Origin of the sequence: Actinomadura rifamycini DSM 43936 (genome assembly GCF_000425065.1) — a bacterium.
GTDB classification, from domain to species: domain Bacteria; phylum Actinomycetota; class Actinomycetes; order Streptosporangiales; family Streptosporangiaceae; genus Spirillospora; species Spirillospora rifamycini.
Map to the genome: position 1 here is coordinate 542,047 of NZ_AULB01000003.1, position 26,689 is coordinate 568,735.

At 76.8% G+C, this 26,689-nt stretch carries 15 protein-coding genes and 1 other RNA gene; 6 read left to right on the plus strand and 10 right to left on the minus strand.

Annotated elements, in window-relative coordinates; genetic code table 11:
• Positions 1-100: 100 nt before the first annotated feature.
• On the minus strand, positions 101-1,408 hold the full coding sequence (locus tag H505_RS0102340) for an NAD(P)/FAD-dependent oxidoreductase (protein WP_026400675.1): 1,308 nt from the start codon (positions 1,406-1,408) through the stop codon (positions 101-103).
• Between the two features lie 449 nt (positions 1,409-1,857).
• Between H505_RS0102340 and H505_RS0102345 the strand changes: the two genes are divergently transcribed.
• From H505_RS0102345 to H505_RS0102355, 3 genes are all read left to right on the plus strand, one after another.
• Complete coding sequence (locus H505_RS0102345) at positions 1,858-2,442, plus strand: YbhB/YbcL family Raf kinase inhibitor-like protein (RefSeq protein WP_026400676.1); 585 nt, start codon at positions 1,858-1,860, stop codon at positions 2,440-2,442.
• A 213-nt stretch (positions 2,443-2,655) separates the two neighbouring features.
• Positions 2,656-4,653 carry a hypothetical protein gene (locus H505_RS0102350; RefSeq protein WP_157432862.1) on the plus strand — a complete coding sequence of 666 codons (1,998 nt, stop codon included), beginning with the start codon at positions 2,656-2,658 and terminating at the stop codon, positions 4,651-4,653.
• A gap of 187 nt (positions 4,654-4,840) precedes the next feature.
• Positions 4,841-7,102 carry a SulP family inorganic anion transporter gene (locus H505_RS0102355; protein WP_245592410.1) on the plus strand — a complete coding sequence of 754 codons (2,262 nt, stop codon included), beginning with the start codon at positions 4,841-4,843 and terminating at the stop codon, positions 7,100-7,102.
• A gap of 81 nt (positions 7,103-7,183) precedes the next feature.
• Here the strand turns inward: H505_RS0102355 and H505_RS39435 are convergent, their stop codons facing one another.
• From H505_RS39435 to H505_RS0102375, 5 genes are all read right to left on the minus strand, one after another.
• Entirely contained in the window at positions 7,184-7,417 is a 234-nt protein-coding gene (locus H505_RS39435; RefSeq protein ID WP_034516179.1) for a hypothetical protein, read from the minus strand.
• 237 nt (positions 7,418-7,654) lie between these two features.
• Positions 7,655-8,046, minus strand: an RNA gene (rnpB, locus tag H505_RS47240) — RNase P RNA component class A.
• A 66-nt stretch (positions 8,047-8,112) separates the two neighbouring features.
• A complete protein-coding gene (locus tag H505_RS0102365; RefSeq protein WP_026400679.1) occupies positions 8,113-9,201 on the minus strand; it encodes a bifunctional RNase H/acid phosphatase in 1,089 nt (362 codons plus the stop codon).
• Positions 9,198-9,941, minus strand: a complete 744-nt coding sequence (locus H505_RS0102370) for a zinc ribbon domain-containing protein (RefSeq protein WP_026400680.1) — start codon at positions 9,939-9,941, stop codon at positions 9,198-9,200. The genes H505_RS0102365 and H505_RS0102370 overlap by 4 nt, the downstream gene beginning before the upstream one ends.
• The gene (locus H505_RS0102375; RefSeq protein ID WP_026400681.1) at positions 9,938-10,753 is read right to left on the minus strand and encodes a Nif3-like dinuclear metal center hexameric protein; all 816 of its coding nucleotides are present in this window, start codon (positions 10,751-10,753) and stop codon (positions 9,938-9,940) included. Before H505_RS0102375 ends, H505_RS0102370 begins: the two co-directional genes overlap by 4 nt.
• Positions 10,754-10,864: 111 nt before the next feature.
• On the opposite strand from H505_RS0102375, the gene H505_RS0102380 reads away from it, so the two are divergent.
• Genes H505_RS0102380 through H505_RS0102390 form a run of 3 tightly spaced genes read left to right on the plus strand, consistent with a single transcriptional unit; the run spans position 10,865 to position 12,230 of the window.
• A complete protein-coding gene (locus H505_RS0102380; protein WP_026400682.1) occupies positions 10,865-11,389 on the plus strand; it encodes a pyridoxamine 5'-phosphate oxidase family protein in 525 nt (174 codons plus the stop codon).
• A gap of 45 nt (positions 11,390-11,434) precedes the next feature.
• Entirely contained in the window at positions 11,435-11,803 is a 369-nt protein-coding gene (locus tag H505_RS0102385; protein ID WP_026400683.1) for a DUF6191 domain-containing protein, read from the plus strand.
• A 37-nt stretch (positions 11,804-11,840) separates the two neighbouring features.
• Positions 11,841-12,230, plus strand: a complete 390-nt coding sequence (locus H505_RS0102390) for a hypothetical protein (RefSeq protein WP_026400684.1) — start codon at positions 11,841-11,843, stop codon at positions 12,228-12,230.
• Positions 12,231-12,258: 28 nt separating this feature from the next.
• On the opposite strand, the gene H505_RS0102395 is transcribed toward H505_RS0102390, so the two are convergent.
• The 4 genes from H505_RS0102395 to H505_RS52260 form a co-directional block, all read right to left on the minus strand.
• On the minus strand, positions 12,259-13,488 hold the full coding sequence (locus H505_RS0102395) for a glycosyltransferase (protein WP_084549740.1): 1,230 nt from the start codon (positions 13,486-13,488) through the stop codon (positions 12,259-12,261).
• Positions 13,489-13,614: 126 nt separating this feature from the next.
• Positions 13,615-13,998, minus strand: a complete 384-nt coding sequence (locus tag H505_RS0102400) for an acyl carrier protein (protein WP_051300048.1) — start codon at positions 13,996-13,998, stop codon at positions 13,615-13,617.
• On the minus strand, positions 13,995-18,401 hold the full coding sequence (locus tag H505_RS39440; protein WP_051300049.1) for a type I polyketide synthase: 4,407 nt from the start codon (positions 18,399-18,401) through the stop codon (positions 13,995-13,997). Before H505_RS39440 ends, H505_RS0102400 begins: the two co-directional genes overlap by 4 nt.
• Entirely contained in the window at positions 18,398-26,689 is an 8,292-nt protein-coding gene (locus tag H505_RS52260; protein ID WP_051300050.1) for a type I polyketide synthase, read from the minus strand. Before H505_RS52260 ends, H505_RS39440 begins: the two co-directional genes overlap by 4 nt.

Consider the following 26,689-nt stretch of genomic DNA (forward strand, 5'->3'; position numbering starts at 1 on the left):
GCACGGCCGCCCGCTCGGATCGGGGTGCAACGCCGGACGCCCCGGCGGTCGATCGACCGCCGGGGCGTCCGGCATTCGGGTCCGCGCTGCGCGGGGCGGGTCAGGCGGCGTTCTCCTTCGCCTTCGCCTCGCGGAGCTTCTCGTCGTCGAGCGCGGCGAGGATGAAGTCCGCGCGCGGCTGCTCGACCGTCGCGAGCGAGACGGTCTCGCGCTTGAGGAACAGCGCGAGCGTCCAGTCCGCGATGACGCGGATCTTGCGGTTGAAGGTCGGGACCATCGCGCCGTGGTAGCTGCGGTGGAAGAACCACGCCGGCCAGCCCTTGAGCTTGAAGCCCATCGGGTTCGCGACGCCCTTGTGCAGGCCGAGCCCGGCGACGGCGCCGAGGTTGTTGTGCACGTACGGCTTGAGCGTCTTGCCGCGCAGCGACCGGACGATGTTGTCACCGAGCAGCTTCGCCTGGCGCACCGCGTGCTGGGCGTTCGGCGGGCAGAACTGCCCCTCCTGCGTCAGGTCCGGGATCGCGGCGTTGTCGCCGGCGGTGAACGCCCGGACGAGGCCCTCGACCGTGAGGTACTCGGTGCCCTTGACGCGGCCGCGCTCGTCCACCGGCAGGTCGCCGCTGCGGACGACGGGCGACGGCTTGACGCCCGCGTTCCAGACGAGCGTCCCGGCCGGGAAGCGGCTGCCGTCCGACAGCTCGACGATCTCGTCCTCGGCCGACTGCAGGAACGTCTTCATCTTCACGTCGATGCCGCGGCCGCGGAGCTGCTCGGCCGTCCACTTGCCCATGTCCGGGCCGACCTCCGGCAGGATACGGTCGGCGGCCTCGACGAGGACGAACCGCAGGTCCTCCGGGGTGACCTTGCGCATGTACTTGGTGGCGTCGCGCGTCATGTCCTCGAGCTCGGCGACCGCCTCGACGCCGGCGAACCCGCCGCCGACGAAGACGAACGTCAGCGCCTTGCGGCGCAGCTCGACGTCGTCGGTCGACTCGGCGATCTCGAGCTGCTCGAGCACGTGGTTGCGCAGGTGGATCGCCTCGCCGACCGTCTTGAGGCTGATCCCGTGCTCGGCCAGGCCGGGGATCGGCAGCAGCCGCGGCACCGCGCCGGCCGCCATGACCAGGTAGTCGTAGGAGATCCGCTCCGGCGGCCCCGCCAGCGGCTGGACGATGGCCCAGCCCTCGTCGTGGTTGAGCTCGGTCACCCGGGCCTTGCGCACCGTGCACTTCGGCAGGACGCGGCGCAGCGGGACGACGACGTGCCGGGGCGAGATGTTGCCCGCGGCGGCCTCGGGAAGGAACGGCTGGTACGTCATGTACGAGTTGGGGTCAACGATGGTGACCTTGACCTCACCCCGCTTCAGCTCCTTGCGGAGCTTCTTCTGCAGGCGAAGCGCGGTGTACATGCCCACATAGCCGCCACCCACGATGAGGATGTGGGGAGCGCCAGGGGTCTCCTCGGCGGTCCTGGCCATTGCGGCCCTCCAATGTCACGGTCGGCTTGTGAAGACATTCACAAACTACTCGATGAATGCTCCTTGCACCAACCCGCAACCAGGAAAGATCTACAGAACTTCCCGGTACGGCAAACTAGACCGCTGCAAGGGCTGTGAACTTCACCACTCCTTCGCGCGGTTCTCGACGATCGGGCATGAAGTACGCATGACGCACCTCACATCCGTCCGACCGGTGGACGCCTCCGCCTCGCGGCCCGAAAGTCCCGACCCACCGCCGCCGAACCCCTAAGGTTGGGGCGGACGAGGGAAGGGAAGGGGGCGCCGCCCGCGCGGGCATCCGGCCGGGACGAAGTCGGACCGGCGGAGCGCGCCGTGCGAACTCGCGCGGGAGCGTATCGATGATGAGCAGAAAACGGCGTCCGGTCCTGGCCGCGGCGGCCGCGCTGGCGCTCGCGGGCACGCTGAGCGGGTGCGGGCTGATCGGCGGCCCCGAGCAGGAAAGCGCCGAGCTGTCGGAGTGGTTCACCGTGACCAGCCCGGTCTTCCGCGATGGCGGCGTCTTGCCCACGCGGTACGGCTGCACGACGTACCCTGGCGGGCAGGGCAAGACCCCGCCGCTCATCTGGTCGGGGGCGCCGGCGAACACCCGGTCGTTCGCGATCGTCGTGGACGACCCGGACGTCGAGGGCTCCTACGTCCACTGGGTGATCGCGGGCATCGACGGAACCACGCACGAGATCGTCGAGGGCGCCAGGCTGGACAACGCCGTCGAGGGACTGACCACGGGAGACAAGGTGGGCTACGCACCGCCGTGCCCTCCGCGCGGAGAACGGCACCTGTACCGGTTCACCATCTACGCGCTCGACAGCGAAGCGCCGTTCGACGAGAGCGCGCCGCTGGACGAGTCGCTCGGCGCCATCGCCGAGCACACCGTGGGCCGGGGCCGGATCACCGGGAACTTCGGCGCCGAACGGGCGCGTTGACCGTGGGACCTGGCGGCGGGTCGACGACCGGCGGGTTCGACCGATCGGTGCGGACCGTGTGAGGGTGTCTATGAGCACTAAGGGTGTGACAACGGTCATAGCGGTCGGACAGAATCGGACCGGCTCCGAGGACGGCCGGCCGTCGGCGGCGATCGGGACGGACCACGCGTCCGCGCCGGCGGCGCTCGCCGGGCCAAGGCATTGGGTGGTGGCATGACTTCAGCAATCGTGGTCTTCGGCCTCTTGGTCGTCGTCGTCCTCGTCGTCGTCCTTGTGGTCCTGGGTCTGCGGGCGAGCAAGGCGGGTCGCGACGACGACGACTGGATGGACGACGAGCAGCCGCAACCGCGCGGCCGCCGCGGCGCCGCGCAGCAGGACGAGATGAACGGGCCGGACGACTACGGCTACGACGACGGCGGTTACGGTGCGCCCGCTCCCGGCCCCGACCGCCGCGTCGCGGGCGCGGGTGCCGGCGCGGGCGGCCCGCTCGCCGCGCCCGCGGGCCAGCAGGGCCCCCCGGCTCCCCCGCCCTCCGGTCAGGCGTCCGACGAGATGGAGGACGACGACTACTGGGCGACGATCACCTTCGACAAGCCCAAGTTCCCCTGGCAGCACAACCAGGAGGGGCAGCGTCCCGACGGCGACCACGCCGCCGACCCGCTGCACGCGCAGGGCGGCGACGACGGTTACGGCGACCAGTACGGCGACCAGCAGTACGGGGACCAGCAGTACGGCGACCAGTACGCGGACCAGTACGGCGACCAGCAGTACGCGGACCAGCAGCAGTACGGGGACCAGTACGGCGACCAGTACGCCGAGCAGGACCCGCAGGTCCCCGACCACGGGATGAACCAGACGGTCACCCTGGGCCAGGAAGGCGGTGCCTTCGGCGCCCCGGGCGGCCCCGGGCAGGGCCCGCCCAACCAGGGCCCGCCCGGCCCCGGCGGCCCCGGCCAGACCGGCGGCCAGCCCGCCCCGACCGGCCCGCAGCAGGCCCCCGGCGGCCCCGGCGGGTTCCAGGGCGGCTCCCCGTTCGGCGGCGGCGACCCGGGCGCGACGGCGCTCGACCCGATCCCCGCCGACCTGGCCGGCGGCCCCGGCATGCAGGGCGGTCCCGGCGCGCACGCCCCGTTCGCTCCCGGCGGGCCCGACCAGCACGTCTACGGCGGCCAGGACGCCCAGCCCGCGTACGGCTCCGCCGAGCCGCCCTTCGGCGGGCCCGAGCAGCAGCCGCCGTACGGCGGCGACCGGCAGCAGCCCTACGCCGAGCCGCAGCAGCCCGGCATGCCGCCGGAGCCGGCCCCGTACGGCCTCCCCGAGCAGCCGCAGCCCTACGGCGGCGACCCGCTCGCCTCCGGCGGCCGTCCGACGCCCGCGTCCCCGCCTCCGGGCCGTCCGGACGCCTTCGACATGCCGCTGGGCGCCTCCGGCCCCGGCTCGACCGGCCCGAACCAGGGGCCGGGCTCCACCGGCCCGAACCAGGGCCCGCCCGCGCCGCCGCCGTCCGACCCGCTGGGGCTGCCCCTGGGCCGCACCGACGAGCCCGCGGCGACCCCGCCGCCCGCGCCCGCCGCGCCGCCGCCCGCCGCACCGCCGGCGCCCGCCGCACCGCCCGCACCGTCCGCTCCGGCGGCGCACGGCGGCTCGGGGCCCGATACCGACAACCACAAGCTGCCGACGGTGGACGAGCTCCTCCAGCGCATCCAGAGCGACCGGCAGCGCTCCTCGGGGCCCCCGTCCGGGGACTCGGGCGGCTCGTCCTACGGCGGGCCCCTGGGCGACCCGCTCAGCGACCCGCTCGCCACCGGTTCCTACGGCGGCTCCACCGGGTCCGGCCCCGGGACGGGCCAGGGCTCGTCGACGGGTCCCTGGTCCCCCGGCGGCGGCCTCGGCAACTCCGGCGGCTACCCGCAGGGCGGCCAGAGCGAGGGCTACCCCGCGTCCCCGTCGTACGGCGAGGGCAACCGCTACGACGACCCGCTGAGCGGCGGCCGCGACGCCTACGGCGGCGAGTCCGGGTCCGGCGGCGCCGGCGCCTACGGCGACTTCAGCGGGAGCAGCTACAGCGGCAACGACCCGCTGTCCGCCCCGCACGACCCGGGCGCCCAGAGCGGCGACCCGAACTCCACCCAGGCGTACGACCCCGGATTCGGCCGCCAGGGCGGCTACCAGGGCGACGATTGGGAGAACCACCGCGACTACCGCCGCTGAGGGCGCCCGCCGCGTTGCGAGGGCCGTCGGACGAACCGTCCGGCGGCCCTTTCGCGTTGCCGTGACGTACCCCACTTAACGGCGTAACGGTACGTAAGGGATGTCTACCCTCACTGTGTCGGAGTGCGAGTCGATATCGCGCTTCAACGCTGGTTATATACGTTGAGTGACATCAAACACACTCAACGTGTCCACTTTGCGGCGCGACGTGCTCGCGTCGTTCGTGGTCTTCCTCGTCGCACTGCCGCTGTCCCTCGGCATCGCGGTCGCCTCCGGCGCCCCGGTCGCGGCCGGGCTCGTCGCCGCCGTCGTCGGCGGTGTCGTCGCCGGCGCGCTCGGCGGGTCCCCGCTGCAGGTCAGCGGTCCCGCCGCGGGCCTGACCGTGATCGTCTTCAGCCTCGTGCAGGAGTACGGCTGGCGCGCCACCTGCACCATCACGCTGCTCGCCGGGGCGCTGCAGCTCGCGCTCGGCGCCGCCCGGGTCGCCCGCGCCGCGCTCGCGATCTCCCCGGCCGTGGTCCACGGCATGCTGGCGGGGATCGGCGCGGTCATCGTCCTCGCCCAGGTGCACGTGGTGCTCGGCGGCAACCCGCAGCAGTCGTCCCTGGAGGACCTGCGGGAACTCCCCGGGCAGCTCGCCGCACCGCACACCCACACGACGCTGCTGGGCGGCCTCACCATCCTCATCCTGCTCTGCTGGAGCCGGCTGCCGAAGCGCGGCCGGTTCGGCGCGCTGCCGCGACTGGTCCCCGGCCCGCTGCCCGCCATCGCCGCCGCCACCGCGGCCGCGTGGGCGCTCGGCTGGGAGACGGCCCGCGTCGACCTGCCCGCCTCGCTCATGGAGGAGTGGGCGCCGCCGGTCCTGCCGCACGGGCCGCCGGGCGGGATCGCCGGCGCCGTCGTCTCCGTCGGCGTCGTCGCCGCCGTCGCGTCGCTGCTGTGCGCCGTCGCGGTCGACCGCCTGCGGCCCGCCGGCGTCCCGCGCTCCGACCTCGACAAGGACCTGCGCGCCCAGGGCATCGCGAACATGGTGTCGGGCTTCCTCGGCGGCCTGCCGATCGCGAGCGTCATCGTCCGCAGCACCGCCAACCTCCAGGCGGGCGCCCGCACGCGGCTGTCGTCCGTCCTGCACGGCGTCTGGGTGCTGGTGCTCGCCCTCGCCTGCGGGCCGATCATCGAGCAGATCCCGCTGTCCGCCCTCGCCGCGCTGCTCGTCGTGCTCGGCTGCCGGCTGATGGACCTCGCGCACGTCCGCGACCTGCGCCACCACCGCGAGGCCCCCGCCTACTTCGCCACCCTCGGCGGCGTCGTCCTCCTCGGGCTGGGCAAGGGCGTGCTGCTCGGCATCGGCGTCATGGCGGTCCTCGCGCTGCGCCGGCTCACCGCCCTGACGGTGCGCTCGGAGCAGCTCGTCCCCGCCCCCGGCGACGGCCCCGCCCCGCCCCGCTGGCACGTCGTCGTCCAGGGGACGTTCACGTTCCTCGGCGTCCCGAAGGTCACCGCGCGGCTCCAGGAGATCCCCGCGGGCTCCAACGTCGACCTCGACCTCAACGTCGACTTCATGGACCACGCCGCGTTCGACGCCGTCCACCAGTGGCGTCTCGCCCACGAACGGCAGGGCGGGAGGGTCGACATCGACGAGGTTCACGAGGCTTGGTATGAAAGAGCGGTGACAGGAGACACGACCCCGCCCGGCAAGACCCCGCCGCAGACGCCCTGGTGGGCGCCGTGGGCGGACCGGCCGAGCTCCGATTCCCCGTCAGATTCCGGGCACCTCCCGGCGAGCGACCTGCTGCTCGCGGGCGTCCGCAGGTACCACGACAGCACCGCCCCGCTCGTCCGTCCGATCATGGCCGAGCTGTCGATGGAGCAGAAGCCGCAGAACCTGTTCATCACCTGCGTCGACTCGCGCGTGGTGCCGAACATCATCACCGCCAGCGGGCCCGGCGACCTGTTCATCAACCGGAACGTCGGCAACCTCGTCCCGCGGCACGGCGCCTACCCGGCGGACGACTCGGTGATGGCGACGGTCGAGTACGCCGTCAACGTCCTCGACATCCGCACCATCACGGTGTGCGGGCACGCCAACTGCGGCGCCATGGCCGCCCTGCTCGCCGGCGGCACCGAGGTCAAGCACCTGCACCACCTCACCCGGTGGCTGGAGCACGGCCGGCACAGCATCGCCCGCTTCCTGGGCACGGAACTCGCCGCGAACCAGAGCCCGCTCGTCCACCTGTGCAAGATCAACGTCATCCAGCAGCTCGACAACCTGCTCACCCACCCGTGGCTGGAGCACCGCGTCGAGTCCGGCGAGATCGAGCTCGTGGGCCTCTACCTGGACCTGCCGACCGCGAACGTCGAGATCCTCGACCGCGCGACGGGGACCTTCGCCCCCGTCCCGGGCGAGGTCCCCGCCGGCGACCGGCAGGACACGCGAACCCCTTCGTGACCCTGCACGCATGGGCCGTCCCGCGCGGGCGGCCCATGCCCTTCGGCGCCGCACCGCCACGCGGCGCCCTCACCATCGCCTTCAGCGCCCGACGAGCTCGCCCTCGCGCCCGGCGTCCCGTCCTTGCCGCTGGTCCCGTCCTTGCTGGTCGTCCCGCACGTACATCCCCGTCACCCGGCGCGCCAGCCGCGCGCTCCGGTCGCTCGCGGGCAGGAACAGCGCGTCCCGCCGACTGGCCCGCGCGAAGCTCCACAGCACCGCCGCCACCGTCACCGCCGCCGCACCGAGCACGAAGATCGTGAACGCGATGAACATCTGCGCTCCTCTCCACGGGACCCGTCCCCGCGGCCCCGCCGCCTGTCGCCGATCGAGGTCGACCGGCTCCATACCAGGACGTTAAGCGCGCTGTTTCCGCCCCACTGTGTCGTGTGACCCTAAACCGTCGGTTTCTTACATCCCCACCCGATTCCCCGCACATCCCAGCCCCGGGCAAGCCAACGCCCCAGGCCGGCCCCACACGGGCCGACCTGGAATTTCACGAACAGCGGGGGGTGGACGAGTCGGCCTGTAAGCCGGGTTTTGTGCCCGCCGCGAGGGGCGGCGGGTGACGGCCATCCATCTCGGGCCGCCGTTGCCGGCGGCCTCCAGCGGTCTACCCGCAGGCTCGGGCGGGCCGCCCTCGAACGCCTGCGCGGGGATCCTGCCGGATCCCCTTCTTGACCTTGCTCCGGGTGGGGTTTACCTAGCCGCCCACGTCACCGTGGGCGCTGGTGAGCTCTTACCTCACCGTTTCACCCTTACCACCGGCGGACCGGTGGCGGTCTGCTTTCTGTGGCACTGTCCCGCGGGTCGCCCCGGGTCGGCGTTACCGACCACCCTGCCCTGTGGAGCCCGGACTTTCCTCGACGGGGATCGCTCCCCGACGCGGCCGTCCGGCCGGCTCGTCCACCGCACCCAAGGATAGACCGTCCGCGGCGCCCGGACGGCAGGCGGGCGGCGGGCCCGGAGGGTCAGCGGTTCGCGTGGTGGGCGTCGTTGAAGGTGCGGAGGGTGGCGGGGCCGTCGTCGTACCAGTCGATGGTCGTCAGGGACGCGACGTCGAGGTGCATGCGGTAGATCGCGGGCATCGGGGCGCCGAGGGCCTCGCGGACGAGCAGCTTGATCGGCGTGACGTGGGAGACGACGAGGACGGTCTGGTGGCGGGCGCGGACCTTGAGCTTGTCGAGGGCCGTGCGGACGCGGCGGGACACGGCGGCGAAGCTCTCGCCGCCGGGCGGGGCGGCCTCGGGGTCGGCGAGCCAGGCGCGCAGTTCGGCGGGGTGGCGGTCGCGGGCCTCGGCGAACGTGAGGCCCTCCCAGGCGCCGAAATCGGTTTCGCGGAAGCCGTCCTCGACGCGGACGTCCAGGCCGGTGACGGCGGCGACCTCGGCGGCGGTGTCGCGGCAGCGCGCGAGGGGCGAGGTGACGATCGCGTCGAGGCCGCGGTCCTTGAGGGCGAGGGCGGCCGAGCGGGCCTGGGCGAGGCCGGTGGCGGTCAGCGGGACGTCGCCGACGCCGGCGAACCGCTTGTCGACGGAGTACGGCGTCTCGCCGTGCCGCAGGAGGACCGTGGTGGTGGGGGTGGTGGACGGCGGGACGGGCGGGGGTTCGGGCTCCGGCGGCGCGGCGGGCGTCCACTGCTCGCCGCGGGCGGCGGCGTCCATGGCCTCGTTGGCGAGGCGGTCGGCGTGCGCGTTGCGGTTGCGCGGGATCCAGCCGTAGGAGACGGCGCCGAGGTCCTCCGCGAGGCGGCGGGCCCGGGTGGCGAGGGGGATCATGTCCGGGTGCTTGATCTTCCAGCGGCCGGACATCTGCTCGACGACGAGCTTGGAGTCCATCCGGACGTCCACGCGGGCGTCCGGGTCGATCGAGGCGGCGGCGGTCAGCCCGGCGATGAGGCCCCGGTACTCGGCGACGTTGTTGGTCGCCTTCCCGATGGCCTCGGCGGTCTCTGCGAGGACCTCGCCGGTGAGGGCGTCGCGGACGACAGCCCCGTACCCGGCGGGTCCCGGGTTGCCGCGGGAGCCGCCGTCCGCCTCGACGACCAGTTTCCGGCTCACAGGCCCGACTCGGGGGTGCGGACGAGGATGCGGCGGCACTCCTCGCAGCGGACGACCTCGTCCTCGGCGGCGGCGCGGATGCGGTTGAGGTCCACGGTGTTCAGGGCGAGGTGGCAGCCCTGGCAGGAGCCGCGGAACAGCTTGGCGGCGCCGACGCCGCCGAACTGGGCGCGCAGCTTCTCGTAGAGGGCGAGGAGGTCGTCGGGGACGTCCTTGGCGACGGCCGTGCGGGCGGTGGTGGTCGTGCCGGCCTCGCCGTCGATCTCGCGCTGCGCGGCGTCGCGGCGGGCGGTGAGGTCGGCGAACTCCTGCTGCGCCGCGGCCTGCTCGGCGCGCAGCTCGCCGACGCGGGTCTCGGCGGCCTCGCCGCGCTCCATGATCTCCAGGACGACCTCTTCCAGGTCGGACTGGCGGCGCTGCAGGGACGCGATCTCGGTCTGGAGGCTGCTGAGGTCCTTCGCGGACGTCACCTGGCCGGAGTCGAGGCGCTTCTGGTCGCGCTCGGCGCGGGTGCGGACCTGGTCGACGTCCTGTTCGGCCTTCTTCTGCTCCCGCTGCAGGTCGCCGGCCTCGGTCTCGGCCGCCACGATCGCGTCGCGCAGCTCGGCGAGGCGGCTCTCGGCCCGCTCGATCTCGGCCAGCTCCGGCAGGGTGCGGCGGCGGTGCGCCAGCCGGTCCAGCGAGCTGTCGAGCTCCTGCAGGTCGATGAGGCGAAGCTGGGCTTGCGGTGCGGCTTTCACTGTGCTCCTTCGTCGTGGAGGCGCCACGCGTCGGTGACGAGCGTGGACACCCGGGTCTGCAACGCGCCCCCGGCGGCGGCGCGGAGGCGCCGTTCCGCGTCGGCCAGCCACGGCCACTCGGTGGCCCAGTGCGCGGCGTCGATCAGCGCTGGGCCGGCGTGCTCGGCGAACTCCGACGCGGGGTGGTGCCGCAGGTCGGCGGTCAGGTAGACGTCGACGCCCGCGGCGCGCGCGGTGTCGAGCAGCGAGTCGCCGGCGCCGCCGCACACCGCGACCGTCCGGACGGGACGGTCGGGGTCGCCGGCGGCGCGCACGCCCCAGGCGGTGGACGGCAGGCCCGCGGCGACGCGGGCGGTGAACGCGCGGAGCGCGACCGGCTCGGCGAGGTCCCCGATCCGGCCGAGCCCGCGGCGGGGGTCGTCGGCGGCGGGGACCATCGGGCGCAGGTCGCCGGTGAGCCCGACGGCGCGGGCGAGGGCGTCCGACACGCCCGGGTCGGCCACGTCGGCGTTGGTGTGCGCGGTGTACAGCGCGGTCCCGTTCCGGATCATCCGGTGGATCATCCGGCCCTTGGGGGTGGTCGCCGCGACCGAGTGGACGCCGCGCAGCAGCAGCGGATGGTGCGTGACCACCAGGTCGGCGTTCCAGCCGAGGGCTTCGTCGGTGACGGCGGCGACGGGGTCGACGGCGAACAGCACCCGCTCGACGTCCTGGTCGGGGTCGCCGCAGACGAGTCCGACGGCGTCCCAGGACTCCGCCCACGCCGGCGGGTAGAGCTCCTCGAGGGCCGCGATGACATGGGAAAGACGCACGTTCCGCAGGCTACCGCGCCGGGACGCCCCGCCGCGGTCACCGGACATCGCCACGGGAGGGTCGCGTCTGAAACGATACGTGGGCAGTGCCCGCACCGGAGGGAGAACGTCATGTCGGCTTCCGACGCCCAGTCGGAACCGGAACCCACGGCAGAACGTCCGTACATGCCGGGCTACGGCATCCGGGGTCCGCACGAGGGGAGCGGCCTGCTCCCGTGGTCCTGGGCCGTGGAGCGGATGCGGGCGGCGCGCAACTTCTGGCTGTGCACGGTCCGCCCGGACGGGCGGCCGCACGCGATGCCGGTCTGGGGCGCGTGGTCCGGGGAGGCGCTGATGTTCAGCAGCGCCGTCCCGTCCCGGAAGATGGTGAACCTGCGGGCCAATCCGGACGTGGTGGTGACCACCGAGGCGGCCGAGAACCCGGTCGTGATCGAGGGGCGGGCCGAGGTCGTCACCGAGCCGAGGACGCTCCAGCGGTTCATCGACCTGGTGAACAGCAAGTACGCCACCCGCTATCGTGTGGACTTCCTGGACCCGGAGGTGAACGCGACCGTCGCGGTGCGGCCTCAGCGGGCGTTCGGGTTGCGTCAGGGGGATTTCACCGGTTCTCCCACCCGGTGGAGGTTCACGCCCTGAGTCGTCGCCGGGATTTATCTGGCCATTCATCGCGTTGGAGAGTGTGTGAAGTCACCCTTTCGCCGCCGTAAGCGCGTCAAGGGCCGCCCGCTGGGCAACCGGCCCGAACCCGCCGAGCCCGAAGTCGTCGACTGGCCCCACGAGGGGACCGGCAAGACGTCCCTGATGGGCGCCATCCGCGGTGACGGCGAGACCGGCGCCGGGTTCGGCGGCGCCATGTTCGACGAGCTCGGCGCCATGTTCGAAGGCTCCCGGAAGGTCAAGCAGGAGGAGCAGGAGCGGCAGCGCCTGCTCCGGGAGGACGACCACAAGCAGGCGGGCTCCGGGCGCGACGACCTCGACTCGGGCAAGATCCGCATCCGCCGCACGCCGCCCGGCGAGCCGGGTCCCGCCGGGCCGCCGGCCCCGGAGTAGATCGAACACGCTTTCGACGCGGAGGTATCCTGGGCGGGTGAGCAGCTCCGTTCCGCCGGGCTGGCCCGTGCAGGTGCACCCGCCGGGCACCGAGCGCTTCGAGGACACCGCGCTGGCCTGGCTGCTGGACCTCGTCCCGCCCGAGTACCGGCGGTACGGCGTGCTGCGCCGCTACCCGCCGGTGCTGGCGCGGATGGCGCGGCACCACGTCGACGCGTCCGTCGAGGCGGCCCGCGAGGGCTACCGGACGGCCCGCGTCGACCTCGGCGCGGTCGTCCCGCCGCACGGCATCGAGGCCGTCCTGGAGGCGTACCGGCGCGAGGGCGCCCGGCTGGTCGAGCTGCGGCGCGCGGTCCGGCTGGTCGAGGCCGCCCTGCAGAACCGGGCGGGCCCCGCCGCGACCGGCGGGGGTCCCGTCCCCGGCTGACGGCCGGGCCGCCCGGGGCGGCCCCCGGTCAGGCGAGCTTCTCCAGGCGGTCGGCGGCCTCGGCCATGCCCCCGGCGGCGGCGAACGAGTCGCGGACGCGCGCGGCGGCGTCCCGGTACGCCGGGTCGGTGAGGACCTCGCCGAGCGCCGTGCGCAGCTCGCCGGGCGTGACCCGCGCGAACCGGACCGGGATCCCGGCGCCGGCCCGCTCGACCTGCCCGGCGACCACCGGTTCGTCGTCCCGCGCCGGTGCGAGCACCATCGGCACCCCCGCCGCGAGCGACTCGCCGACGGTGTCGGAGGCGCCGCGGCAGACGACCGCCGACATCCGCTCCAGCAGCTTGACCTGCGGGACGTGCTCGCGGACCAGGACGTTCGGCGGCGGGTCGGCGATCGTGCCGGGCGGCGCGACGAGCACCGCCTGGACGTCCAGGTCCCGGACGGCGTCGGCGGCGGCGCGCAGGAACCGCGCCTCCGCCGGGCCGGTGGGCGTTCCGGGCGCGACCAGGACGGCGGGACGCCCGTCCAGGCGCTCCCACGGGAACGCGCCGGCGGCGGGACGGCCCGGCGCGGGGCCGACGAACGCGAAGTGGTCGGGGAAGAACGAGACGTCCCCGACGAGCGCGCCGGTCGAGAACACCAGCACCAGATGGTCGGAGAACCGCAGGTCGAGCACGTCCTCGATGCCGTGGTCGAACTGGAAGTCGCCGATCTGGTCGCGCACCCACCGCTCCAGGAGCGGCGTCCCGGCGAGCGGGCGGGCGAACTCGGCGGGCGACGTCGCCGCCGTCGCCCACGGCAGCCCGCGCAGCCGCGCCGCGACGGGCCCGGCGAGGACCTGCTGGTCGCAGATCAGCGCGTCCGGGCGGAACCGGTCGATCGCCGCGTCGACGCCGGGCAGCATCGCGTGGCCGAGCGGGACGACGACGTCCTCCCAGTGGGAGCGGAGCGCGGCGGGGCCGCGCAGCCGCGCCCGCCCCTCGCGGGTCTCGCGCAGGTGGGCGGTGCACGCGTCGTCGGCGGCGGAGTAGATCCGGGAGCCGGGGCGCAGCAGCGGTTCGAGGACGGCGCGGTCGCCCGTCCAGGCGACCTTGTGGCCGCGCCCGGCGAGTTCGGCGGCGAGCGCGGCGGTCGGGGCGACGTGCCGGGCGACGGGCGGCACCGCGAACAGGAAGCGGCGCTTGGGCGTCTCGGCGCGGATCCCCTGCTCGCCGAGTAGGGACGGGACCTGCATGCGGCGGGCGCGGCGGGCGCTCATCGGGCGCCTCCCGTCCGGGGCGTGCGGATCGGCCGGGGCATCGTGACCTCCAGGTGGTCGGGGGCCCCCGCGCGCGGCGGGGCCGAGGCGTTCGGGCGAGCGGTGCTCGGGGCGGGCGGGGGCGGGTCAGCCATCGGCGTCCTCCCCGGCCGGGGCGTGCCGCGCCACGGCGATGTGCCGGGCGAGGTCGGCGACGGTGAGGTCCGCGAACTCGTCGACGTCCAGGTCGGCGACGATCTCGGTGAGGTCGACCCGGTCGCCGTGCCGGGCGCGGATCCGGCCGGCGAGGGCGGCGAACTCGATGCTCTCCAGGCCGATGTCCTCGAAGAAGGTGCTGCCGGGGCCGATCGGCGCGTCCGGCGGCTCCGCGCCGAGCACGACGACGAGGTCGTCGGTCAGCACGCGGACGACCTCGTCCACCTCGGCCTCGTCCACCTCCGCACCGGTCTCCGCGTCGGGCCCGTCCTCCGGCGCGCGCTCGGGCGCCTCGGCGTCGAACTCGTTCGTCATGTGGTGCACTCCTCCGTGTCGGGGGCGTCGTCGACCGTCCAGGCGACGACGTGTCCGTCGATCTCGCGGGTCTCGACCGTGGTGAGCGTCCCGTCCCCGGCGAGCAGCAGCCGGCGGGGATCGGACGCGGCGACGACCAGGGCGGACCGGTCCGCGGCGGGCAGCGCCCGCAGCACGGCCTGCTTCGCCGCGCGGACCCGGCCGTCCCCGTCGTGCACGGCGAGCCCGATGCCCGCCGGTGCGCCGCCGGGACGGACGAGCGCCACGCCCAGCTCGTCGTCGGACGCGATGCGGACGGTCAGCGGCTCGTCGAACGGGCCGGTGACGGCGTCGCCGGGCCCGACCGCCAGCTCGGCGGGGAACAGCGGGCCGTGCCCGTCCCGCCAGAGGCGGTCGCGGACGGCGTCCTTGGCGGCGATCCGGCCGAGCAGCCACGCCCCCCGCTCGGCCTCCGGGAGCCGCTCGTACTCGGCGCGCTCGGCGGCGCGCAGGTACCGGCGCATGAGCAGGTCGCGGGACGCGGCGCCGCGCCAGCGGCGCCGCGCGAGGCACCAGCCGCCGGGCTGCGGCTCGCCCGTCCCGGACACCTCGGGCGTGAACCTCATGCGCCAGAGGGCCTCGTCGGTGTAGAAGCGGCGGGCGGTCCAGCCGTCGAGGCGCGCCCACACCGTCCCGTCGGGCCGCACGAGTTCGGCGTCGCAGCACACGGTCGTGTCGGTGAGGGACGTGTTCCACACGGTCGCCGCGAGCGCCTCCCCGTCGGGCGGCCGCGGCCCGTAGAGGGAGACCGTGTCGACGCCCGTCGGGACGACGGTCTGGTCGGCGTCGCCGTAGACCTGCATCCAGTGGGCGCACAGCTGCCCGGCGGCCTCCACGAGGGCGCCGGGCGCGGGCAGGGACGTCAGGACGCCGCGGGCGCCGTCCTCGGCCAGCGCGGTGATCTCGGCGATGCCCCGGAACCGCGGGCCGTGGAACATCCACCGCTCCTCGTAGAGCCGGGCGGCGGACACGATGGGCGGGTTCTCCACGGTCAGCGCCGTGCCGTCCGGGCGCGGCGGCGCCGGGTGGCGGTCGGCGAGCAGGACGGTGCCCTCGGCGTGCCCGGCGACGACGATCCGGACGCGGCGGACGCCGCGCGGGGCGTCCGGCCGCCGGGACGCGCGGATCTCGGCGGTCGTGGGCGGCGCGGCCACGAGCCGGCGGACGGCGCGAACGTCCTCGAGGCCGATGACGGCGAGGCCGGGGAGCAGCTCGCGGGCGGTGTCCGCCATGACCTCCAGCAGGGTGCCGAGCGGGACGACGGGGAATCGGTCCGACATGTCGGGCCACCCGGGGGCCTGCGGGACGACGCAGTGGTCGTACAGGAACGGCATCGCGTCGAGGGAGAAGACCCGGGAGACGACGAGGTCGGCCGGTTCCGCCGCGCCGCCGTCGGCGGCGCCGCCGTCCGGCTCGGGGTCCGCGAACGCTCTGCCCTCCTCGGAGCCCGCGCCCGTCCGGCCCGGATCGGCGTCGCGGAGCCCGCTCGATCCCCCATCATCGCAGGTCTCAGGGCCCGCCTCGCTCCGGGCGTCCGCGCCGGACGGGTCGTCGCCGGTGCGTCCGGCGGGCTCGTCGAGGGCCACGCCGCCGTCCGCGGGGTCGGGCGGCGCGGCGCCCAGAGCGTCCGCGACCGACTGCGCGCCGGCCGCCGCGTCGTTGAGGAGCGCCTCCAGCTCGGCGATGATCGGGTCGTCGTCCGGCAGCGGCGGGATCGACGGGGCGAGGCGGACGGGCGGCACGGCCCCGGCCAGCCGGACGATCGGCGTGCCCAGCTCCAGCCGCATCCCCGACCGGGGCGGCGCCGCCGGGGACGCGCCGTACCCCTCGGCCCACAGGGCGGCCACGACGCGCCGCAGCTGCGCCGTCCCGTCCCGCTCGGGGACGGTCGCGGCCAGCGCGAGGTGCTCGCGGTCGCCGAGCCGGTCCCCGACCAGGCCGGTGAGCCCGCCGGGCCCGACCTGCACGAACGCCCGCACGTGCGCGGCGCCGTACAGCTCCTCGATCAGCTCGCTGAACCGGACCGGCTCCAGCAGGTGCCGGACGGCCAGCTCGCGGACCGCGCCGGGCGTGCGGGGGAACGGCGCGACGGTCGTCGCCGACCACACCGGCACGCGCGGTTCGCGGACGTCCAGCGCGTCGAACGCGTGCCGCAGCGCCTTCTCCCGCGCCTCCGCGTGCGGGGTGTGCAGGCCGAGCCCGAGGGGCAGCTCCCGGCCGAGGACGCCCTCCGACTCGAGCCGTTCGAGCACGTCCCGCACGTCCCGCGCCGGGCCGCAGACCACCGACCGGTGCGGGCCGTTGTCGTGGCTGACGAACACGCCGGGGCGGCTCCCGGCGGCCTCCTCGGCGCGGGCGGCCCCGCACCCGAGCGCGCCGTACACGAGGTCCGAGCCGTCCGGTCCGAGGGCGGCCGGGAGGGCCGCCGCGCCGTCCGCGTCCCACATCCCCGCGGCGACCAGCGCGGCCCACTCCCCCGGGCCGTGCCCCGCCGCCACGTCCGGCTCGACGCCCGCCTCGGCGAGCGCGGCCGCCAGCAGCGTCCCCACGGCCAAGACGTCCGCCGCGCGCCCGGCCGTGTCGGCGCGGCCGGTCAGGACCGGTTCGGGGAGGCCGAAGCGCGCCGCGACGTCCGCGACGCGCGGGGCGAAGGCGGGCTCGAACCCGGGGAACAGGAACGCGACGCGGCCGCCGTCGGCGAGCAGCGGCCGCGGCGCGAACCACACGTCGCTGCGGCCGCGCCACGGCGTCCCGCGCTGCACGACGGCCCGCGCCAGATCGAGGCGGCGCGGCGTCGGCGCCACGACCGCCACCCGGCACGGCAGGTCGGGGACGTCCCCGTGCGCCCCCGCGATCAGCTCGTCGTCGGGGGCCTCCAGCGCCGCCGCGAGCTCGCCGGCGGTGCGGGCCGCGATCCGCAGCACCGCCTCCTCGGCGCCCGGCGGCTCGATCCGCCGCCGCGCGCGCCGCACCCGCGCCCGCCCGGACGGCGCCTCCTCCAGGACGACGTGCGCGTTCGCGCCGCCGTACCCGAACGCGTTCACCGCGGCGCGCCGCGGCGCTCCGCCCCACTCGGCCGTCGCCCGCACCGGGCGGAGCCGGCCGCCGTCGAGCGCCGGATGCGGGTCGTCCACGTGCAGGGTCGGCGGCAGGACCCCGTCGCGCAGCGCGAACGCCGCCTTGATCAGCCCGGCGATCCCCGCGGCGGGCATCGCGTGCCCGATCATCGACTTGACCGTGCCGAGGCCGATCGGCGGCCCGTCCGTCCCGAACACCCGGCGCAGCGTCGCGAGCTCCGCCTCGTCCCCGGCGGGCGCCCCGGTGCCGTGCGCCTCCACGAGCCCGACCGCGCCGGGCGCCGCCGGGTCGAGGCCCGCGTCCCGCCAGGCCCGCTCCACCGCCCGCACCTGCCCGTCCACCAGCGGGCTCAGGATCCCCGCCGCGCGCCCGCCGCTCGCCGACCCCGCCCCGACGATCACCGCGTGCACCCGGTCGCCGTCCCGCTCGGCGTCCGCCAGCCGCTTCAGCAGCACCGCCCCGGCGCCCTCGGCCAGCAGCGTCCCGTCCGCCGCGCGGTCGAACGGGCGGATCGTCCCGCTCGGGCTCAGCGCGCGCAGCCGGCTGAACGCGCTCCACACCGTCGGGTGATGCCCCACGTGCACCGCGCCCGCCAGCATCGCGTCCGCCTCGCCCCGCCGCAGCGCCCGCACCGCGTGCTCCACCGCCACCAGCGCCGACGCGCACGCCGCGTCCACCGTGTACGCGGGGCCGCGCAGGTCGAACCGCTCCGCGACGCGCGCCGCCGCCGAACCCGCCGGCACGTCCGGGCCGTCCGGTCCGAGCCGCGCGCGGAACGCCCGGCGGATCTCCGCCAGCCGCTCCGCGCCGAGCTCCGGCACCAGCTCGGCCAGCACCCCGGTGAGCTGGTGCGCCGTCATGACCCGCTGGTCGGCGCGCGCCGCACCGGGCGTCAGATGCCCGCCCCGGCCGAGGACGACGCCGACCCGCTCGCGGTCCGGGAACCGGTCGTCGCCGCCCGCGTCCGCGACCGCCTCCGCCGCCGTGCGCAGCGCCAGCAGCCGGTCGGGCTCCATCGCCGCCACCGCCGCGGGCTCGATCCCGAACCGCTCCGGGTCGAACGTCGCGACGTCGTCCACGAAACCGCCCCGGCGGCAGTAGAAGCGGTCGTCGTCCGGACGGCCGTACGCGCCGGGGTCGTAGAACAGCGCGGGGTCCCACCGGCCGGGCGGCACGTCGGTGATCGCGTCGAACCCGGCGAGCACGTTGCGCCACAGCTCCGCCGCCGACCCGGCGCCGGGGAACACCGCCCCGGCGCCGACGATCGCGATCGGCTCCTCCGTCACCGGACCGGCCCCGCGAACACCACCCGGGCCTCGTCGCCGCGCGCGATCTCGCGGAACAGCGCCGCCACCGCGGGGTCGCCGTCCAGCGGCGGCGCCAGGTCGGCGACGAGCACCCGCCCCCGCAGCCGCGCGCGCCACCCTCGGGCCAGCGCCTCGCAGGCGTCGTCGGCGGCCGCGCGGTCCGCGGGCACCCGGCCCCCGGCGGCGGCCCCCAGCACGACGAGGAACCCGACGTCCGGCCGGACCGCCGCCGCGAGCGCCGCCGCCCCGTCGACCTTCGTCCGGTACGCCCGCTCGAACGACTCGGGCGACTTGTCCCGGACGAGCCGGTCCTCGGCGATCCCGGCGCCGTGCACGACACCGTCCAGGCGCCCGTGCCGCGCGTACACCTCCTCGACGACGTTCCGGACGAACCTCGCATCACGCACGTCCCCCGCGTGGTAGCGGACCGACGCGGCCCGCACCCGCAGCGCGTCCAGGTTCTCCTGGACCTCCCGCTCCGCGAGGATCCGCCGGATCGTCTCCTCGATCTCCTCCGGCCCGCGCGTCCCGTCCGCGACCAGCGCGCGCCGCAGCGCCGCCTCGTCCAGCGCCTCCGAGAACACCGTGCGCCCCACCGGCTCCGGTGTGCGGCCCACGACCTCCAGGTGGCACCCGGTCGTCCGCGCCAGCTCCCGCGCCACCCGCGCCGGCACGCCCCGCGCCCCGCCCGTCAGCAGCACCACGCCGTCCGCCCCGACCGGGACGCCCGCGTCCCCCACCGGCTCCGCGGCGACCAGCGCCGGCGTCCGCCGCCGCTCCCCCGCGTACCCGACGGTCACCGGACCGTCCGGCGCCAGCAGCTCCGCCATGATCCGCAACGCGATCATGCGCGGCGTCTCGCCGGTGTCGACGTCCACCGCCCGCACCATCGTCTCCGGGAACTCCCGCGCGACCGTCCGCGCCAGCCCCCGCAGCCCCGCGCCCGGCCCCGGCTCCCCGGCCCCGCCGCCGAACCGCCGCTCGGACGTCCCGCCCGCGCCGCCGACCGCGACGAACCACCGCAGCCCGTCCAGCAGCGCCCGGCGGACGCCCGCGTACGCCTCCGGCAACACCGCCGCCCCCGCGGGCCGCAGCGCCCCGAGATGCACGAGCCCGTCGCACGCCCCGTCCACCTCGAGCGGCGTCCGCACCTGCGCGCCGAACCGCTCCAGCGCGTCCGCCAGCTCGACCGCCACCCCGCACCCGTCGTCGACGATCACGAACCGGCGCCCCGCGAACGCCGTCCCGGAGTCGGGCGGCAACGGAAGCGGCTCGAGCACGCTCTCCCGAACGACGTACCGAACGACCTCCCCGGCCGACCCCCCGTCCGCCGCGAGAGCCCCATGCCCCCACTCGCCCGCAGGCGCCGCAGGGACCGAGGACGCCCCTCCGCCAACCGAGACACCCCCGGGCGCGGGCGCCATGCCCGAGCCGGGCCCCCGCTCGCCCCCCGGCGCCGCACCGGGCACGGGTGCTACGGCCGAAGCAGACCCACGCTCGTCCACCGAAGCCGCGCCGGGCGCGAACGCCCCCCCGCCCCCATGCGCTGCACCACTCACGCGCGCTGCGCTCGAGGCGTGCCCACGCGCGTTCCCCGGCACCCCGCCGGTAGAGGACGCCCCGCCATCATCCGAGCCGCCTCCGGGCGCGGGTGCCATGCCCGAGCCGTGCCCCTGCTCGCCCCTCGGCGCCGCACCGGGCGAGGACACCCCACCAACCCCATGCGCTCCGCCGCTCACAGGCGCTGCGCCCGCAGCGTGCTCCGACGCCCCACCGGGGGAGGACGTACCTCCGCCAACCGGGACACCGCCGGTCCCGGGCGCCATGCCCGAGGCGTACCCCCGCTCGCCCCTCGGCGCCGCGCCGGGCGCGGGTGCTTCGGCCGAAGCAGACCCACGCTCGTCCACCGAGGCCGCGCCGGGGGAGGACGCGCCTCCACCAACCGGGACACCGCCGGTCCCGGGTGCCATGCCCGAGGCGTGCCCCCGCTCGCCCCTCGGCGCCGCGCCGGGCGCGGGTGATTGACCCGAAGCGGGCCCACGCTCGTCCACCGGAGCCGCGCCGGGCGAGGAGGCCCCGCCCGCCGCATGCTCTTCGCCGCTCACGGGCGCTGCGCCCGCAGCGTGCCCCGACGCCCTACCGGTCGAGGACGTACCTCCGCCAACCGGGACACCGCCGGCCTCGGGCGCCATGCCCGAGGCGTGCCCCTGGTCGTCCCTCGGTGCCGGGCCGGGCGAGGGCGCCCCGGCGACCGCATGCGCTGCGCCACTCGCGGTCGTTGCGCCCGAGGCGTGTCCACGCTCGTCTACCGGAGCCGGGCCGGGCATGGACGTCTCGCCAGGAGGGGAGGCTTCGGCGGGCGCGGGTTCCGGGCGCGGGACGTGGTGCCGTTCGTCCATCGGTGCTGCGCAGGGTGTGGGTGCCTTTCCGTCGGCGGGTGCGCCGTCCGCCGCGAGGGCCCTGGCAGAGGCGTGTCTCTGCTCGGTCGCGGGCGCGGTGTCGGCCTCGTCCGTCGCGTCGGGCTCACCGGCCGGGCTCGTCTGGGCTTCTGCGTTCGCGGGGTTCCGCTCGGCGGTTCCGTTCGTCCCGCGCGTCGCCTTGGAGCGCGGCGGGATCACCCGGACGGACTCGCTGTGCACGACCGGCGCCTCCGGCGTCCCGGCGGCGCGTCCGTCCCGGTCGCGGAAGGCGGCGCCGGCCACGACCACGTCCGGCGGGCCGTCCGCGGCGGGCTCCGCGCTCCGCCGGCCGCTCGGCCGCTCGCCCGGGGGGATGATCCGCACCGACTCGCCCACGAACTCGTCGGGGTCGGGCCGTCCGTCCGACGCACGGCCCTGTGCGGTCCTCTCCTCGGCGCGGACGGGCGCGGCGGCCTTCCGGTCGGGGCGCTCACCCGGCGGGACCACCCGCACCGACTCGCGCACCAGGTCATCGACGTCCCGCGCGGCCGCGTCCGCCGTGCGGGGCCGCTCGCCCGGCGGGATCACCCGCACGGACTCCTCGACCTCCGCCGGCGCGTCCGCGTCTGCACCGGCCGGGGACCGTCCCGGACGGCGGGCGTGCAAGCGCCGCCGTCCCGCGGGCGCGGAGCCGTTCTCGCCCCGCGGACGCTCGCCCGGCGGGATCACCCGCACGGACTCGACGTCCTCGGCTTCGTCGGCGCGCGTCATCGCCGGCGGGCGGGCCTCCTCGGTCGCGGCGTCCGCCGCGCCTTCCCCGCCTGCGTCCGGAGCCGGGTGCCGCTCGGGGTCCGCCGAGGCCGTCTCGTCGGCCTCGGGCGCCGGACGGTCGTCCTCCCCATCGGCAGCCGGCGCGTCGTCCGCGGCGGGTGCGGGTTCGGCCGGGGGGCGCGGGGACGGGGGCGTCGGGCCGCCGGACAGCGCGGACGTCCCCACGTGCGCGGTCGGGACGGGCGCGGCGCGGTGCAGGCCCTCGAGCCAGGCGACGGCGTCGCCGATGGTCGCGACGCCGGACGGTTCGGCGGGGCGGGGCACGGCGCCCGCGCGTGCGGCGAGGTCGTGCAGGAGCGCGGTGCGTTCGGCGGGGTCGATGGCCAGGTCGGCCTCAAGGTCGAGCTCGTCGTCGAGGCGGGCCTCGGGACGGCCGGTGCGGGCGGCGACGGCGGCGTGCACGGCGGCGCGGGCGTCGAACGGGCCGTCCGGCAGGGCGGGCAGGGTCTCCCCCGGCAGGATGGGGCGCGGCGGCGGGACGGGCGCGTCGCCGCCGTCGAGGTGCCGGAGGATGACCTCGCGCTGGGCGGCGATCAGCTCGCGGCCGGCGCGCAGGTACTCCAGGACGGCCGCGTCGGAGCGGCGGCGGTCGCCCGCCGGGCCGTCGAGGCGGGTGGCGGGCCGCGGCGCGCCGGGCGGGACGTCGCCGTCGGCGGTCGTGACGGTGTGCCCGTCGACGAACCAGGCCGGTGCGGGCGCGGGCGCGTCGACGGGACGGGCGTCGCGGCCGGCGAACAGCGGCAGCGGGTCGACCGGGACGCCCGCGGCGGCGAGGCGCGCGAGGGCGTCGAGGAGGCCGTGCAGGCCGTCGCAGCCGACCGCGGTGTGCGGGCGGTCGCCGAGGACGGCGCCGACGAGCCGGGTGAGGACGCCGCCGGGTCCGGCCTCGACGAAGGTGCGGGCGCCCGCGGCGTACATTGCCTCGATCTGCTCGGCGAACCGGACGGGCGCGGCGAGCTGGCCCGCGAGGGTCGCGGCGAGGTCGGCGGGTTCGGCGTCGTAGGGCGCGGCGGTCGCGCCGGACCACACGGGGAACGCCGGGGACCGCAGGTCGCGGCCGGCGAGCGCGGCGCGGAGGCTCCCGGACGCGGCGGCGACGAGCGGGCTGTGCAGGGCGCAGCCGACGGGCAGGCGCTCGGCGGGCAGGCCGCGGGCGGCGAGGACGCCGAGGGCGCGGTCGACGCCCGCGGAGGTCCCGGCGATCACGGTCTCGCGGGGCGCGTTCTGCGCGGCGACCGCGATGTCGGACACGTCCGACAGGACGTCGCGCACCTCGTGGAGCCCGGCGGCGACGACGGCCATCGCGCCCGGGTCGTCCCCGGCGGCGGTGAGGATCGCGTCGGCGCGGGCGGCGCTCAGCTCGATCAGGTCGGCGTCGTCGAAGACCCCGGCGGCGCACAGCGCGACGATCTCGCCGTGCCCGTGCCCGGCGGCGAGGTCGGGGTGGACGCCGACGGCGGTGAGCAGCCGGTGGACGGCGAGGCCCGCGAGCCCGAGGGCGGGCTGGGCGACGCGGGGGTCGGCGAGCGCGGCGCGGCGGCGGCGGACGTCCTCCGGCGTGAACGCGGCGGGCGGGAACATCGCGGGCGCGTAGTCCCGGCCGAGCCGCAGGAGCCGCTGCAGGCGGGGGAACGCGATGAACAGGTCGGCCTGCGCGCCCGGCCGCGGGCCGAGCAGGCCGGGGAACAGGAACGCCACCTGGCCGGGGTCGCTCCCGGTCTCGGCGGCGCCGTCGAGCCGTGCGCGCAGGTCGTCGGGGGAGGTCGCGGCGAACGCCGCCGCGACCGGGCCGTCGTCGGCCGCGACGGTGCGGGCGAGGTCGCGCAGCCGGTGCCCGGACGCCGCGAGGGCGCGCAGCCGTTCGACGTCCGTGCCCGCGCGGATCACGAACAGTTCGGCGGGCCATTCGGCGAGCCCCGACACCGGTTCGGGCGCGCCGCCGTACCCGGACAGGACGGCGTGGTAGCGGGTGCCGTCGCCGGTTGCGGCGACGGCCGCGTGCCGGTCGCCGGGCGGGACGGCCCACGGGCGCGGGGACGTCCCGAACGCGAGGGGCCCGCCGGCGTCCCACGCGTCGTTCGGGCGGGCGAGGTGCGGGGTGCCGGGCAGGACGCCGGCGTGCAGGGCGCGCGCGGACTTGATCAGCCCGGCGAGCCCGGCGGCGGCGCCGGTGTGCCCGATCTGGGACGTCGCCGAGCCGAGGGCGACGGAGCCGGGCGCGGCGCGCGCGAACAGCGAGGCCAGGACGCGAAGTTCGGCGCCGTCGCCGGGCACGGTCGCGTCCCCGGACGTCTCGGCGAGGCCGGTGCGCTCGGGGGCGACGCCCGCGCGCTCGTGCGCCCGCAGCGCCGCCCGCGTCCGCCCGTCGGCCCCGGCGACGCCCTTGACGACCGCGTAGACGCGGTCGCCGTCGCGTTCGGCGTCGGCGAGCCGCTTGAGGACGACGCAGGCGACGCCCTCGCCGGGGGCGATCCCGTCGGCGGCGGCGTCGAACGGGGCGCAGCGGCCGGACGGCGACAGCGTCCCGGCGGCCGCGGCCCGCAGGTAGTCGTGGATCGCGGTGCGCAGGTCGGCGGCGCCGCACAGGACCATGTCGCTGCCGCCGGAGGCGAGCTCCCGGCACGCGGCGTCGAGGGCGGCGAGCGACGACGCCCCGCCGGCCGCGACGGTGTGCGCGGCGCCGCCGAGGCCGAGCCGGGCGGCGATGTCGCCGGGCCGGACGCCGACGAGCGACGCGGCGGTCGGGGCGGGCAGCCGTTCGGCGATCTCGGGCGGGACCTCGCCGAACCAGGCGGGGAGGGCGGCGCGGAACGCGTGGGCCGCGGCGAGGTCGCCGCCGCCCTCGGTCCCGAAGACCACCGAGGTGCGGGCGCGGTCGAAGGCGCGGTCGCCGTAGCCGGCGTCGTCCAGCGCCCGGGACGCGACCTCCAGCGCCAGCAGGTGCGCGGGGTCGATGCCGCCGAGGTCCGCCGCGGGGACGCCGTGCGCGTCGGCGTCGAACGGGGTCTTCGGCAGGAGGCCGCCCCACTTCGACGGCGTCTTCCCGTCCTCGGCGGCGCCGTGGTAGACGTCCGGGTCCCAGTGGGCGACCTCGGTGACGGCGCCGGACCCGCGCAGGACGTTCGCCCAGTACCGGTCGGCGTCGCGGGCGCCCGGGAGCACGCAGTCCATCCCGACGATCGCGATGTCGGCGGGGCGGGGCGCCGTGCCGCGCCCGTCCAGTCCGAGTTCGGCGGCGCGGCCGGCCAGCAGGGCGGTGGCGCCGGACGTCACCTGCTCGTGCAGGACGGCGACGCCGGTCTTCGCCGACCGCAGCGCGGCGACCTGGCCGAGCAGGTAGAGGCCCTCGGCGCGCTGCTCGTCGGTGTCGACGGGCGCGCCGCGGCGCAGGCCCTTCCCGGCGATCCGCAGCCGCGCCAGGTTCAGCTTCTCCAGCCGCCGGAACGCCTCGTGCCGCGACATGCCGGTGCCGAGCAGTTCGGTGCGGGTCTCCTCGAACGTCCGCACGTACGGGGTGACGGCGCAGCGGGTCGCGTGGCCGGGGGACGTCTCGAGCAGCGCGGTCGCGGTGCAGTCGAGCGCCGTCTCCTGGTAGCCCGGACGGACGGCGCCCGCCGCGACCGCCTCGGACGTGAACAGGTACGCGGTGCCCATCAGCACGCGGACGTCCGCGCCGCGCTCGGCGAGCGGCCCGGCGAGCGCCGCGACCATCGCGGCGGACCGCTCGTCGTGGATCCCGCCCGCGAACATGACCGACAGCCGCGGGGCCTCGCCGGGGTGCACGGCGCAGAACGCGTCGAGCCGGTCGAGCTGCGCCTCCCACAGCGGGAAGCTCGGGAGCGGGCCGACGGGCCCGCCGCACTCCATGCCCGCGAACACGAACCGGCGGGTGCCCTCGGAGAGGAAGCGGTCCAGCTGCTCGGGCGCCGGAACGTACAGGTACGTCCGGGTCCCGACCTCTTCGAGCGGTTCGGCCTGCACGGGCAGGCCCCCGGCGAGGAGCGCGTACGGGGGCGCCGCGGCGCGGACGGCGGCGAGCTGCTCGGCCCGCAGCTCCGGCGGGACGAACCCGACCATCCCGACGCCCCAGGGCCGCCCGCCGAGCCGGTCGGCGGTGTCGCGCAGCAGCTCCGCCACCGCGTCGCCGCCCATCGCGCCGAGCGCCAGGAACGGCAGCCCGCCGTCCTGCGCGACCGCCGCGGCGAACGCGGACGTGTCGCTGACCTCCGCCATCGGCCCCTGCGCGACCGGGTACTCGCCGCCGTGCGGGCCGTCCTTCGGGGCGAGCGGCGCGACCCGGACGGCCGCGCGGATGTGCTCGGCGATCCCCCGCCGCACGGCCTGCACCACGCCCCCCGCGGTCTTGTACCGCGCCGCGAGCGTCCCGTCCGGGGCGTCCGGCGCGTCCGTCTCCGCGACACCGTCCAGCTGGGCGTCCAGCACGACGCCCGCGGCGCCCCCGGCGACCGCGGCGGCCGCCGTCCGGGGCCCGATCCCGCCCGCCGCGTACGCGGGGACGCCCAGGGCCAGCAGATGCTGCAGCAGGACGAACGTCGTCGCGTCGTCCGCGCGGCCGCCCGCCTCGCGGCCCCGCGCGACCAGGCCGACGCCGCGCGTCCCGTCGATCCCGCGGGCCGCGTCCAGCGCCGCCGCGGCCTCGGCCGGGTCGACGACCTCGACCAGCAGCCGCCGCCCGCGCGCGAACGCCGCGACGTCCGGGCCGTCCGCGGCGCCGAGCAGCGGGGCGTCCACGAGGACGGTGCCCGCCGCGTCCGGCAGCTCCTCCGGCCGGACCCGGCAGCCCGCCGGCACCCGGACCCCGAACGGGCCCGGCCACCAGCGCACCACCTCGTCCAGCGCGGCGAGCCCGGACGCGCGGTCGGCGCCGAGGTCCAGCACCCCGAGTCCGCCCGCCCGCGCGACCGCCACCACCGCGCGCGGCGCCGCGCCCCCGGACGGGGCGACCCCGATGATCTCGGCCTGGGGGGCACCCCCCGGCCCGCGCCCGTACCGGTTCCCGCCCCTGTCCGCCGTCAT

Bases quoted from the DNA above. Each gene is read 5' to 3' on its own strand.
- H505_RS0102340 (WP_026400675.1), bottom strand. From the start codon at position 1,408: ATGTACACCGCGCTTCGCCTGCAGAAGAAGCTCCGCAAGGAGCTGAAG.
- H505_RS0102345 (WP_026400676.1), top strand. From the start codon at position 1,858: ATGATGAGCAGAAAACGGCGTCCGGTCCTGGCCGCGGCGGCCGCGCTG.
- H505_RS0102350 (WP_157432862.1), top strand. From the start codon at position 2,656: ATGACTTCAGCAATCGTGGTCTTCGGCCTCTTGGTCGTCGTCGTCCTC.
- H505_RS39435 (WP_034516179.1), bottom strand. From the start codon at position 7,417: ATGTTCATCGCGTTCACGATCTTCGTGCTCGGTGCGGCGGCGGTGACG.
- H505_RS0102380 (WP_026400682.1), top strand. From the start codon at position 10,865: ATGTCGGCTTCCGACGCCCAGTCGGAACCGGAACCCACGGCAGAACGT.
- H505_RS0102395 (WP_084549740.1), bottom strand. From the start codon at position 13,488: ATGAGCGCCCGCCGCGCCCGCCGCATGCAGGTCCCGTCCCTACTCGGC.
- H505_RS0102400 (WP_051300048.1), bottom strand. From the start codon at position 13,998: ATGACGAACGAGTTCGACGCCGAGGCGCCCGAGCGCGCGCCGGAGGAC.
- H505_RS52260 (WP_051300050.1), bottom strand. From the start codon at position 26,689: ATGACGGCGGACAGGGGCGGGAACCGGTACGGGCGCGGGCCGGGGGGT.